Origin of the sequence: Halobacillus sp. B23F22_5 (assembly GCF_043497085.1) — a bacterium.
Taxonomy (GTDB): domain Bacteria; phylum Bacillota; class Bacilli; order Bacillales; family Halobacillaceae; genus Thalassobacillus.
The window spans coordinates 119643-132723 of the sequence record NZ_JBIEKI010000009.1 but is presented as its reverse complement, the minus strand read 5'-3'; the positions used below and the strand labels follow the sequence as shown (position 1 = coordinate 132723).

At 39.7% G+C, this 13081-nt stretch carries 15 protein-coding genes; 1 reads left to right on the top strand and 14 read right to left on the bottom strand.

The window, feature by feature from the left end; all coding sequences use genetic code 11:
* Positions 1–623: 623 nt before the first annotated feature.
* The 10 genes from cutA to ACGTN9_RS13315 all read right to left on the bottom strand — a co-directional run bounded on the left by cutA (position 624) and on the right by ACGTN9_RS13315 (position 8528).
* Positions 624–929 (bottom strand): divalent cation tolerance protein CutA, encoded by a 306-nt coding sequence (gene cutA, locus ACGTN9_RS13360; RefSeq protein WP_254901721.1) that lies wholly within the window; start codon positions 927–929, stop codon positions 624–626.
* Positions 930–1034: 105 nt separating this feature from the next.
* Positions 1035–1580: a GNAT family N-acetyltransferase gene (locus tag ACGTN9_RS13355; RefSeq protein ID WP_499593539.1), complete on the bottom strand. Its 546-nt coding sequence runs from the start codon at positions 1578–1580 to the stop codon at positions 1035–1037.
* A gap of 115 nt (positions 1581–1695) precedes the next feature.
* Positions 1696–2118 carry a GNAT family N-acetyltransferase gene (locus tag ACGTN9_RS13350; RefSeq protein ID WP_499593537.1) on the bottom strand — a complete coding sequence of 141 codons (423 nt, stop codon included), beginning with the start codon at positions 2116–2118 and terminating at the stop codon, positions 1696–1698.
* Between the two features lie 82 nt (positions 2119–2200).
* Entirely contained in the window at positions 2201–2566 is a 366-nt protein-coding gene (locus ACGTN9_RS13345) for a nuclear transport factor 2 family protein (protein ID WP_499593535.1), read from the bottom strand.
* A 543-nt stretch (positions 2567–3109) separates the two neighbouring features.
* Entirely contained in the window at positions 3110–3871 is a 762-nt protein-coding gene (locus ACGTN9_RS13340) for a class I SAM-dependent methyltransferase (RefSeq protein ID WP_499593533.1), read from the bottom strand.
* Positions 3872–4014: 143 nt separating this feature from the next.
* A complete protein-coding gene (locus ACGTN9_RS13335) occupies positions 4015–4878 on the bottom strand; it encodes a DUF6414 family protein (protein ID WP_499593532.1) in 864 nt (287 codons plus the stop codon).
* Positions 4879–5278: 400 nt separating this feature from the next.
* Positions 5279–6463, bottom strand: coding sequence for an amidohydrolase (locus ACGTN9_RS13330; RefSeq protein ID WP_499593530.1), 1185 nt, complete (start codon positions 6461–6463; stop codon positions 5279–5281).
* Between the two features lie 35 nt (positions 6464–6498).
* Positions 6499–7254, bottom strand: a complete 756-nt coding sequence (locus ACGTN9_RS13325; protein WP_499593528.1) for a sulfite exporter TauE/SafE family protein — start codon at positions 7252–7254, stop codon at positions 6499–6501.
* A 116-nt stretch (positions 7255–7370) separates the two neighbouring features.
* On the bottom strand, positions 7371–7718 hold the full coding sequence (locus ACGTN9_RS13320; RefSeq protein ID WP_499593526.1) for a hypothetical protein: 348 nt from the start codon (positions 7716–7718) through the stop codon (positions 7371–7373).
* A gap of 51 nt (positions 7719–7769) precedes the next feature.
* Positions 7770–8528 carry a cyclase family protein gene (locus ACGTN9_RS13315; protein WP_499593524.1) on the bottom strand — a complete coding sequence of 253 codons (759 nt, stop codon included), beginning with the start codon at positions 8526–8528 and terminating at the stop codon, positions 7770–7772.
* A gap of 203 nt (positions 8529–8731) precedes the next feature.
* On the opposite strand from ACGTN9_RS13315, the gene ACGTN9_RS13310 reads away from it, so the two are divergent.
* Complete coding sequence (locus ACGTN9_RS13310) at positions 8732–9988, top strand: hypothetical protein (protein WP_499593522.1); 1257 nt, start codon at positions 8732–8734, stop codon at positions 9986–9988.
* Positions 9989–10139: 151 nt separating this feature from the next.
* Here the strand turns inward: ACGTN9_RS13310 and ACGTN9_RS13305 are convergent, their stop codons facing one another.
* The 4 genes from ACGTN9_RS13305 to ACGTN9_RS13290 form a co-directional block, all read right to left on the bottom strand.
* Positions 10140–10514 carry a VOC family protein gene (locus ACGTN9_RS13305; RefSeq protein WP_499593520.1) on the bottom strand — a complete coding sequence of 125 codons (375 nt, stop codon included), beginning with the start codon at positions 10512–10514 and terminating at the stop codon, positions 10140–10142.
* A gap of 268 nt (positions 10515–10782) precedes the next feature.
* Positions 10783–11277, bottom strand: coding sequence for an SRPBCC family protein (locus tag ACGTN9_RS13300; protein ID WP_499593518.1), 495 nt, complete (start codon positions 11275–11277; stop codon positions 10783–10785).
* A gap of 72 nt (positions 11278–11349) precedes the next feature.
* Positions 11350–12267 (bottom strand): VOC family protein, encoded by a 918-nt coding sequence (locus ACGTN9_RS13295; RefSeq protein WP_499593516.1) that lies wholly within the window; start codon positions 12265–12267, stop codon positions 11350–11352.
* A 29-nt stretch (positions 12268–12296) separates the two neighbouring features.
* A complete protein-coding gene (locus tag ACGTN9_RS13290) occupies positions 12297–13031 on the bottom strand; it encodes a DUF899 family protein (RefSeq protein ID WP_499593514.1) in 735 nt (244 codons plus the stop codon).
* Positions 13032–13081 lie beyond the last annotated feature (50 nt).

Sequence of the window (13081 nt, the reverse complement as noted above, 5' to 3'; positions counted from 1 at the left end):
AGAACATAAAGATCCTATTTCTTTAATTTCAGTCATACAAGTCCCCATTCCTTTTTCAGATTGTATTTATTAATAAAATGACCTTTTCCCATACAAAAAAAGCATGTCTTATTCAAGATTTGCCCCCGTTACATGAAGACTCGATTTCAAGATATCGACCTTATAAGAGACTTTACACTTCCATTATTAATGATAAATAATTTATAAAAGTAAACCATCCAAAGGAAGCTATACTTAATGTAAGCACCGTAAGTGAGAGATAAGGGTGATAGCCCGAATTTTTTTTAGATTGTATTAGGAAAAATAATGACCCCAAAATACTTACTACAAATATCAACCCCAAGACAACATTCATTACACTGGACAGCCTGATACCGAAATCAACAAGCACGTTTATTAAGTAAAGTAGGTTAACAATTGCTGATATAGCTAATAATGTTTTCTTCATAGTACCTCCTTAATTGATGGTAGTGTATTTATTGATAAAGTCACCCTATACATAATTCCAATTATTTCAAATCATCTTCAGGAACTCAATCCTTTTTCACTAAAAAGAGACTTATCTTTACTCCAGATAAGCCCCCTATACTTTAAAACTCGATATCAAAAAATCATTCTAAAAGCTACGTAATTAATGGCACGACATTAATTACAGGTTCCTCATATGGATGAATATTTTTAATAATATTTCTTATCTCCTCTATTCTCTTGTAAGGCGACTTAAATTCCATTTTGCACTCTGATCCAAATGTTACTTTATTCTTTTCACCTGAATAAGGTTCTGAAGATTCTAGGGGCCTCCAATACCCTTTGGTCTCAGTATAAGAAACTACATGATCATACTCTCCAACAGTTAATACTTTATTTTTGTTCAATTGGTCACGTAAAGGTACAATGTATTCTTCTGGTAATAACACTTCAAACTTCACAAAACTGAAATTCATTGAAATATCCTTTCCTCTTTAATAGTAAAGCCCCCTTATGCGGAAGACTCGATTTCGAGATAACCTACAATTAAACTGATAAATTTTTCTTCATGACCATTCATATTCCAAGATGCTATATAGTAAAGAATCTCGCCATCCATCTTTAATTAATAGATTCTCTCGAATTTTACCTTCTTTCGTCAAACCAGCTTTTTGCAAAACCTTTGATGAACCAATATTTCTAGGATCACAGGTGGCGTATATCCGATGAAGTTGTAAATCAACAAAACCGAACCTTATTAGAAGTTTAGCCACATTTGTTGCAATTCCTTGTCCCCAATAATCTGGATTTACAATATAAGCAATTTCTCCAACCCTGTTAGTGAAGTCTCTAATGCTGAGTTCTCCCATACCAATCATATCCTTATCGTAGACTACCGCGAATGCATATCTTGTCCTTTTTTCTTTAGAAGTATCTAAGATTATTTGCTTAACAAAATTCTTAGACTCTTCCTCTGTATTAGGTCCCCAAGGTTGATATTGACATACTATATTTTTCGATGCGTATTTATGTACATCTTTCCAGTCATTTTCATTGATTTCCCTTAATGATATCCTTTCGTTTGAAAGAGAATAAACATTGTTTTCGATCATTATCACCTCTACTAATTAACTGATTAGAGTGAAAGAAACTATGCTGCATTTTTGCTCCCTATACCGGAAGAATTGACTTCGAGATATCAATGATAATATTTCATTCTTCCAAATACTATTTAACGAACTTTTTATGTAAGAAATATTGATTAAATCCCTTCGGGTGATCCTCAATAGTACCGAAAACTTCATACCCGTTTTGTTTGTAAAACTCAGGAGCTTGAAAGCTAAATGTATCTAAATAAATAAACCTGCATCCTTTTTCCATTGCCAAGTGCTCTATCTTTTCTAGAAGAACACTACCAAAACCTTCCCCTCTAAGGTTTTCATCTACCCATAAAGACTCAATGTGCATATGGTGCCAGAACATGTTCGCTGTAATTCCTCCATTGATATTTCCTTTATCATCCTTAATTACAAAACTAATATTTTCATTTGCAGTTTTAAGTTCGTCAGGAAGCTCCTTCATGTTGTGCTCAATCACTTTTTTCCTGATAAAATCACTATCTTCTTGTTTCCATTGTTCTACTATATTCATTTTGTCTTTACTCCCCTATATGTAAGTTATCTCTATAATCAATGGCTTGAAATGGCTTTTACACCAATTACGATGGCTTGTCTTAACTTAGGTTAGTGACAGTTCCTTGGTGAAATGTCATTTGCCACCTTCCTTCATAAAACTTCCATACAGAGCTTCTTAATGAGTGTTTCTGTTTACTTTCTATAAATACTTTAAACGTAGTTTGTACAGATGTTGATGATAGGTACTTAATTTCAAAATCACGCATTGTTATCCCAGGATCGTCTTCATTTGGTAAACGATTCAAAATGTTTTCTTTATCATAAATTTCACCGGTACTTGAGTACTCTACAAAATCATCAGCTAATAACTCATCTAATATTTTCGCGGTTTTACGAACGTCACTCTTAAGTAATGATTTTTCTAAAGAATACATATGCTCTTTTAGTTCTCTCTGATTAACCATTTAACTTTCCCCCCTTTATTTCCTTTACAGTCTTTTATTTCACCAAGATAATCCAATACTCCTTTATACAAGTGGATTTTGAGTTATATTCCGGTTAGTCTCTACACTTATGTAAAAGGGCAATTACTCTTTTAAGCAATCGCCCCCTATTGCGGAAGACTTGCTTTCGAGATATTGAACCAGATCTTCAACTAACGCCCCGTTACTCTAAGTACAATAATTCACAAATTATATCTATAATATAAAAAACATAATAACGTTTATAAATACGATAGTTATAACTAGACCCAATACAAACTTCTTAACAGTAAATTGCATACTACCGTTCTGTACTCCTCTAAATACTAAAATTGATATAAGTATAAGGAGCAATATAATTGGAGTTGGCACTATTTCACCTCTATTCTCAAATCATCTTCTGTAACTCTTCTGCTCCGTTACTTAAAAAAGCGATCGTCTATATTGAACACTCGCCCCCGATACTATAAGACTCAGTATCAAGATAATAATGTTTTTGGAGGAAATACAAGGCTCTTGGAAAGGTCAATTTTTCTTAGCTATACAAATCAATTCTGAAAAATCATTAGTAACCTTTTTATCAGGAGATTCTTCTAAGTCTTGCTTCATCCTATAGAGGCCCTGGTTATATTCCTCGTCATCAATCAAGGTCAGCACAGATATATCCCTGTTTTCCACGAGCCCTAAATAGTCGGCTATTTTGATGTTCTCCATTTGATACTTACAATCAATTCTAACGTTAAAACCTCTTTGAGATAGCTCTCTAAATATAACTTCTTTACTCCAAAACCTCTTATAATCCTCTAATAACGCAGATGGAAAGTAATGATAGACCCACCAATTTTTCATCCCGTATATATTGATATTATGCAATTTATAAATACCATCTCCTTTTAAGACTCGATGGATTTCGTCCAGCCCCTTCTCTTTCCCAACAAAGTGATGAAAAGCATAGTTATTCGTAACAACATCAAAGTACTCATCTTCATAAGGCATGCTCTCCGCAAACCCTGTCTGAAGTGCTACATTTTCAACTTTGTCTTTCGCTTTATTTAGCATGGCTTGTGAGGCATCAAGTCCGTGCCAGTTAATGTTAAATTCCTTAAATGAATGGTATTGGTGATTGAGGTAAATACCTGTGCCACAAGCTAGATCCAAGAAATTGTATGATGAGTTAGGGTTATTTTGTATGTAAGATTCTAAGTCAGTATCTACTTTTACTTCTTCAAATCTAAATTGGTTGCTATCATAAACTTTAGCTACTTTTGAGTAATCCGTAACCTTCATGAAAACCCTCTTTCCGTAGTAATTACATGATTCACATTAAAATACAACCTTATTGATGAATTGCTTCCTTATCCGTAAGGCTCAGTATAGAGATAAATTATTTTAAATTGCGCTCTAAAATTCATTTGTACAATACTGTTAGTTTACAAATTAATTTCTTTGTAGACTGCAATTGGTTCTACTGAAATGTTAGGATACGAAACTGATGAAAACATATCGTTTATTTTGCTAAATTCTTTAACAATTTCATTCATAACAGGGCTTAAAGACTTCTCCTTACTAATACTTGTTGTATCAATTCCTTCTCCGAAAGTTTCAAAAGAAGTTTCTAAAGTTTCGCTGCTACGCTTAGGTACATTAGTTATTTGACAAATCATCTCCCATTCACCTCTAGGACTACCCCCATATTTAAACAATAAATTTCTCATAGTTTCCCTTAAATAAATTGTGTTGATAGCTCCCAAAAATTTAATTTCTCTTTTATTGCTGATCTCAATTGCAGTAAGGCCTTCATAAGCAGTTTTAATAAAATCAGCGAAGTTCTTCATATCCGTATTTTCTCCACTTGTGTTGTTGCCGAATAAAGAATCAATAATTTCTACCCTCTCAATAGTCCTAGCAAGGTCTTCATAATCATACAGTGAAAAGCTACCTCTCACCTTAACAAAAGTACGTTTATTATCAGTACTAAAAGCCTCCCTTTTAAGTGAGGTAACGTCGTTCAAAGGTAAAGTATCAAGTAATTCCGTTAAAGCAAAGTCATGCAAAGATTTTTCTTCTTGGAGCCCCTTACCTTTTGTGTACTTATAACTTCCTTCTCCAGAGACAGGTAATTGTAATAGTAATTCCATTAACTTGCCAGTTTTGAGTTTTCCCCCTGCTTCATGTTCTGAACTAGTAGATTCCAACATGGAATTTATTAACCCTTTATTAATTTGTGCCAATATAGATTGTACTTTATCGGTATCGAAATAGACGATATCTCGATACGTTTTTTCCTTTGTCAAAAAATCATCCCTTTCTCTTTACTACTTTACTATATAAAAAGAGCAACTCCTTATTGCTACCAATCACAATTGGTAACTTATTCCTATTTTAATTCATCTATTTGAAATCTTCAAAACTTAAAGAAAGGGCAGTTCAGAGTATGTTCATCACAGTTCAAATTATATTGCATTATCTCGAAACTGAGTCTTCCACAATCCTGCCCTTATATGGAAGACTCGATTTCGAGATAATAAAACTTAATTTCTCTTATAAAGTAAATCTGCCATAACTCTGAATACCTCAGAGTTATGGCAGATAAGTTGCTAATATCTCAATACGAGGACGTTTATTAACTTCTACTCTAAGAATTACCAGAGCTAACAAACCACTTGAGAAGGAAACCGCAAACCTTAACTTTCATCACTCATTCAAATAATTGAACACCACCATCCCGACAGATTTAGCTGCGACAAGCAGACAATCTTCATCAATTTCAAATTTCGGATGATGATTAAAATATGGTTTCTCTACACCTTTTGGCGTGCAGCCAATAAAGAAATAAGAACCAGGAACCTTTTCCAGATAGTAAGCAAAATCTTCGGAAGGAGAAAGTTTTGGAAATTCCTTGATTTCTTTGATGTCTTCATCGTCCGTGTTCTTTAAGATCTCCGCAACAAATGTAGTTAATTCAGGATCATTGTATAATGGCGGATAGTCTGGCTTATACGTGAGTTCGCAAGTCACCCCGAAGGTTTCTTCCAACCCTTTGGCAATTTGATGAATCTCATTGCTGATGACATCCTTCGTTTCATTATCGGAGTAACGGATGTCTCCCTCAATTTCAATACTATCCTTAATGACATTGAAGCTCCCTTTTCCGTCAAAGGATCCAATCGTCACTACCCCTGTCCGAAGCGGGTTTACCCTGCGGCTGACGATTGTCTGTGCAGCTGTCACAAAATAGGAGCCAGCAACAATGGCATCGTTCGCCTTATGCGGGGAGGACCCATGTCCTCCGCTCGCCTGTATCTTAAGTTTAAAGTAAGCCCGGCCGTTAAACGCATAGCCACTGCGGTAGCCGACCGTTCCTGCCGGTGCCATTGGAAGGACATGAACACCGAAGATCGCATCCACATCATCTAAATACCCTGCTTCTACAATACTCTTCGCCCCTCCTGGAGGCACTTCTTCGGCATGCTGGTGAATGATTTTGACCGTGCCATGAATGTGCTCTTTCAGCTGGATCAGACTATCTGCCAATACTAACAAATATGCGGTGTGTGCATCATGGCCGCAGGCATGCATGACTCCTTCATTCTTCGACTTGAATGGCACCTCCAATTCTTCAGTGATCGGAAGTGCATCAAAGTCCGCACGCAAAGCGACCACTTTGCCAGGTTTCCCGCCTTTTATCGTTACAATAATGCCGCGGCCATTTCCAGCATCAGTTTTTATGTCAACTTCTTTATCCTGGTAAAAGCCAGCAATATAGTTGGCTGTGTTTTCTTCTTGAAATGAAAGCTCAGGATTCTTATGTAAATGACGGCGAATGGCAATCATCTCATCTTCCCGTTCTTCTAACATTTTCATTAATTGTTCAACCATTCAGAAAGCCCCCTTCACTCCAGATTCCTTCTATATTAAAGTGAGGAATAAAACAATTTACCAGCCATGATGATGACAGAAACAATCAATATCCGCTGGACCCATTTCTCCCCACGCTGTACTGCAAATTTGCTGCCGAGAAATGCCCCGATACTTGTACCAATGGCTAGCGTAATGCCGTATCCCCAATCAATTTGATCATTGATGATAAATACGATTAGCGCGGATAGCGTGTAAATAGCTACCACGAAAACCTTGATGCTATTGATTTTCACAAGAGACAAACCTGATACCACCGTCAGGGAAGCAATGATAATGAAACCGACACCTGCTTGTATAAAACCTCCATACACTCCTACAAAAAAGAAAATGACGATCAGTCCAATTTTCCTTGAAAGTGTGTCTGCGGTTGGACCGTTTGACAACTTCTTATGCGGTTTCCAAATAATAATCGAAAGTACGAGCAGCATGACCATGGAAAGAATCCGATTAAAGACCTCATCGGAAAGAGAAATGGCGAAGTTCGCTCCCACAATCGATCCGATCAAGGCAGGAATCGCCAGCATGGTGCTGAACTTCCAATCGAAGTATCCATGTTTTCGGAAAGATGCAATAGCGACTATATTTTGAGCCATCAACGCGATCCGATTGGTTCCGTTTGCTACGGCTGATGGCAACCCGAAAAATATTAACATCGGCATGGTAAGGAGCGAGCCGCCGCCAGCAATCACATTAATAAACCCCGCTCCCACTCCAACCAATAAAATGGCGAGAAAAGATAGTAGTGTCATTATGTTCATTCCTTTGACTATGTATGCTAGATCGATGTGTGGTATGTAAAACTAGGGTATAAGCTTTGTATCCTAGTGAAATAGCCCACATCCTTTCTGTCCACTCTACCATAATTTCACTTTTTTGTTTTGGAAAGATGATAGATTCCGGAAACTAAAAAAAGCATACTTACAGCCCAAACGACTCCGGCTATCCCTATTTGAAGAGATATTTCCTCAGAAGCCATAGGGTGATTATAGTCGAATGAAATTGCTTTTATAACAAAATACAGGGCCACCGAAAAAAGCAGCATATGTACTAACATTAACCCGTACCCCAATCCCTGATTCTTTTTCTTTATCCAAAGGAAAAAAGTGAATAACATAGCTCCCCCCATCACCGTTGCATAACCACCGATTAACATTCCCATTACTTCCTGTTCTAATGGCATCCTTCCATCCCTCGCTTTTTTAACTATCTCCACTTACTATGATAAAAGGGCAGCTGCCTCGTTCTGGGGCTGCCCCTATTTTAGTTATTCATCAATATAAGCGACCGGTCTCGTCCAGGCTCCGCTTGCTTTTTCAATTTTTACCGGGAAACAGGATACCTTGAACCCATGTCGGACCGGAATTTGGTCGAGGTTTGCCAGCTTTTCGATTTGGCAGTATTCTTTTTCAATCCCTACGTAGTGAGCATCCCACATGACACCTTTGTCCGGTGAAGCCATGTGCTGCTTAGCCTGAATATTTAGAGGGATATCCCAGCCCCAGCCGTCGGTTCCTACGACTTTGATGCCCTGATCAAGCAGCCAGCGAGTTGCCTCCGCTGATACACCTGCATGCAGGAAAGCGTATTGCTCATCATAAAGTTTCTTATCGGCATCACTTCGGACCAGCACGATGTCGTAAGGTTTTAAGGAATAATCGATTTCCTTCAGTTGTTGTTTCAGGTCATCTGAGGAAATTTCATATCCAGGCGGATGATTGCTGAAGTCAAACAAAACGGCATCATGATAGAACCAATCAAGTGGCATTTCCTCAATGGTTCGCGCCGGTCTCCCTTCCGATTGTTCACCGTAATGCCACGGGGCATCCACGTGTGTGCCGGCATGCGTATTTGCGGTCACAGTTTCAGTTGCCCACGCTTTGCCGTCACGAAAGGCTTCTTTTTCCATACCAAGTATCTTAGCTCCCTGTTCTGCACCATCCTCATGGGTGTGGTATGCAATCGCCGGTGGAAGCGGCTCTTTTACTTTAGGACTTAGGGGTACACTCAAATCAATTAATTTCATAACCCATCTCCTTTCATCTTTATTACATGTTCGTGAATGATTTGCATAATCCTTCCATCCTTTGTCGCTTTTCTCTTCCACACTGATTAAACGATAGTATTCAGTAAACTTTTTACAGGAGTTGCTACATTAACCGTTTAAATAATTTATTTTCGGTTATTAAGTATAGGTAAATAATTTAAGTGGAAACAGAGGTGAAATTGATGGGCAAATCTACCAAAACATTAGGACTAATCACAGCCCCAGGTTATCCAGATGAACTAAGAGAGAAGCTGCAGCAGCAACTACCGGATTTGCTCAGTTATTACGTCGACGATAACTACGAATGGGATGTCGCCTACACCGTTGACGCACTTACAGGTGTGACGGAGGATTCCAATGAGGTATTAAGTGCGACTTTGGATAAGAGAAAAGATAATGCATGGGATTTTGCAATTACGCTTACTGATTTGCCATTTTTTAATGACAAAAAGCCGATTGTAGCAGAAGCCTACGTTCAAGAGCATGTGGCGTTGATCAGTCTGCCAGGCCTTGGATCGACACCAATGTTCAAACGGATCCGGGAATCAATTTTACAATTAGCTAATGAGATGTATTACGGAAGCTCAGATGAAGACAGGGAACGGGCTGAACAAAGGATTCAGGCTAAAAATGGCGATCAGCATAAAGAGTTGAAAAATAAAAGTTCGACAAGACTTGTCGGGAAACGAGGGTTTGAGCGCTTTTCCCCGCTTCAAAGAGAAACACCATATGAAAGCGAATCGAACATTGATGTCCGGTTCACAGTAAAATCCCGCTTCAGCGGGGCCCTGCGGGTTTTGTCAGGTATGGTCCGGGCTAATCGCCCGTGGGCCATGTTTCCATCTTTTATGAAAGTCATCATTATCGCATTTACCACAGGATCATACGCACTTGTTTTCCCTACGTTATGGCAGCTTAGTAATAATTACGGGATATGGCGGATGTTTATGCTGTCGATTGCATCCATTTTGGCGATGGTAGGGTGGATCATCCTCGCCCACAAGCTATGGGAAAAGCCGAATGATAACCATGCCAGTTATTTACGAAAATTGTACAACACCGCCACGGTTCTCACCCTTTTAGTCACGGTCTCTATGTATTATTTCTTTTTATTCCTGCTATTTTCGATCGCAGTGATAGCACTTATACCGATGGGTTTGTTGCAGTCCCAGTTAACTGGCAGTGTAGGCTACATCAATTACTTCTACATTGCATGGACAGCGACAAGCGTCTCCACTATCATCGGTGCGCTCGGGTCTGCGCTTGAAAATGAAGATGTAGTCCTCTCTTCCACTTATGGGTATCGCCAGCGACAACGTTATGAACAGATACAAGAATCAGAAGAAGAAAAACAAGAAGCAGAGGAAGAGAAAAAAGAGGCAGCCGAAGAAAAGAAAGAAGCAGCTCAGGAGAAAAAGGAAGCACAGGAAGAAAGTTAACATGTGTAAGGTTTATTAGGCAGAAAAGCCAAAATATTGCATTCACTCCAAAAGCTCAGAGCCCATAATCATGGCTCTGAGCTTTTTTGCGTAGTGTTAGTATAAACGAATGTTAGATACTGTTAAATAGAAATAGATTGCATATTACCTCCTACCAGTGAACTTGAAGCTTATTACCGCTCGGATCGTAAAAGTGAAAAAATGCATGTCCCTTATCTTCTTTTATATCATCAACCTTTACACCGTTAACAATCAGATGTTGGTGAAACTCAGCTAATTCAGGACTTGTGAAGCCGATACTAAAAGCGGGTTCATCATTAACTGTAAAATGGCCATATGTAGCATCTTTAGTAGGGACTAAAACAAGTAATAACGGACCATCGCCCACTTTGATAATTGCAAACGGATCTTCCGTGATGGTTAACAATTGGAGACCTATTACATCTTTATACCATTGAACTGACTCATCTAAATCTCTCACAGGTATACGAATATAATGGACTTGTTCGATAAACGACTTACTCATGAAATCCCCCTTGTTTATATAATTTTTGGAATCTCCATACATTACTTATATCTATTTCTCCAAAAAGGGATTTTCTCCTCTATTACAAAGTAAGTAAAGTTTTTCTCCGTAAATTTTCAGCATGTATTCTTAATCATACTCCATGTATGAAATTACAGATAAAAAAGACCTTCAATATACAAGCGATGCATAAGTTGTTGTATATTGAAGGTCTTTAATTGCTTTCGTTTGTGAAAGCTGACCCGCCATTTGTTTACTATCATTCTACTTATTTTGATTCCATTGATAAATAATCTTCTAATTGAGTAAAGGTGCCTGAGAATCCTTCACGAACCATTTTCTGAGATTCACCAAAGGTTTTAAGTTCCTCTTTGGTTTCTGATACAGGATTCACACTAGCTGTAACAGTTGTTTTTCCTTCGTCCTCGAAGAACGTCAGGATATTTAGCGTTTCCAACGGCCAGCTTGCATTAAAAGGTGCACGTACCATGTTGCCTTCCTTATCAGAAAAGACACTAGTATAAACGATTTTCTCTGGAACTATAATTTCACTGTATACAAACTTAACCCACATCTCATTACCTTCAACAGGTTTCTGACTGTAATGAAAGACTCCTCCCGCTCTAAATTCTGATTGAGAAACATGAAACGTCCACCCTTTCGGCCCCCACCAATTCTGTAAATGTTCTGTTTCGGTGAATGCCTTAAACACCAGTTCACGTGAAAAATTGAAAGTGTGAGTGATTTTGACTTGAGTTGACATAGTGTCTCCCCCAATAATTTTAGTCTTCGTAACTCCCGCTTCCATAAACCAAGCAGCGGGCTGTATTTTTTATTATCCCTGGTGCGCTTTCTGTAACTCCGCAAGATCAAGTTTCTTCATTTTAAGCGTTGCCTGACTAACACGCGAAATTTGTTCAGGGGTGCTATTACTGCTCATCATTTCTTCCATTGCTCTCGGCACAATCTGCCAGGACACGCCATACTTATCTTTCAGCCAGCCGCACTGCTCGGATTCAGGAACCGCAGATAGCTTCTCCCAGTAGTAATCAATTTCTTCTTGTGTGTCACAATATACCATGAATGAGATTGCCTCGTTGAAACTGAAATCATGATTTCTCGCACTGTCCATTGCAGCAAACCACTGATTCTCAAGCATGAAATCAGAAAACATGAGGCTCCCTTCTTTATCAGGTTCCATGCCTTGAGGGTAGCGGGCAATGTTACCCAGCTTAGCGTTCTTAAATACAGATAAATAATAATTGAGCGCTTCTTCTGCTTTGCCGCATGAATCACCGGCAAACATCAGCGACCGCACGATTGCAGGACGTTCTTCACCCTCTGGGTTGGTTAGGATTAGCTGCCATGACAAACCATACTTATCTTGAATCCAGCCATACCTTTCACTGAACGGATACTTATCCATTGGCATTAATACTTTTCCGCCTTCGGACAATTTGTTCCAGACGTCATCAATCTTTGATCTCGCGTCTTTTTCTCGTGATGGGTCGAAATTTACCATGAAAGACACCATCGGATTGAAGTTGAAATAAGGCCCTGCGCTTATTGCCATGAATTTCTGTCCCCACAACGCAAATGAAATTAAATGGGAGTCGCCTGATGGTGTTTCTTGAAGAGTTGTTTTACTTAAAATTTTTGAGTGCGGAAATATGGAAGTATAAAACTCTGCTGCTTCACTCGCCTCCTTGTCATACCACAAATGTGGAACGATATTTTGATTTGTTTTTGTCATCATAACCCTCCTGTTTTAAAGTTTGCAGCCTAGGTCCCGAGATCGTCAGAGCGTCCTGCTGCCAGTCGGGACCACTGTGCGGTCGGACGTCCGTCCATCTGAAACTGACCACCTTTGGAGCCCCAGTGCTGCGGCCAGCCCTCGGGCGAATCCTCCCAGAACTCCTGACGGCCGTATACAGTCAGGTCAAGCAGTCCGTACGACGGTGCCATCCGTTCGTTACCGCGGCCTGTGGTCCAGTATGTCTCGTAGACTTTGTCGCCGTCCCGGAGATAACTGACCAGGATGCCGAAGTGCGGGCCAACGATCAACTGGTCCGCGGCGTCCTGGGGCACCGAGTACCAGGGAACCGTCCAGCCCATGAAGTCGCGATACCGCGAGCTCTCCTCATATGTTCCCTCACAGAAAGTCGCGTATGTGACGTCCCGCGAGTGCAGATAGGACAGCTCATTGATGTGGGTAGTGGAGAAGGTGCATCCCTCGCACTGCTCCGCGGCGGGTCTGCCGGTGTGCCACATGTGAAAGTAGGCGATCAGCTGGTGACGGCCCTCAAACGTCTCAAGCAGCGTGACCGGGCCATCCGGGCCGATCAGCGGGATGGTCGAATCCACCTCGACCATCGGCAGCCGACGACGGGCTGCCGCAATTGCGTCACCTTCGCGAGTATGTACCTTCTCCCGGATCCGCAATTCATCCAGTTTGGCCTGCCAGGTACCCCGGTCAACCACTGGAGGCCGGGCAGAAGTGTTGTCATTTTGATTCATGTAATTTTACCTCCCTCTATTTCTTAAAACTGACCGGCAGTTTGACATTT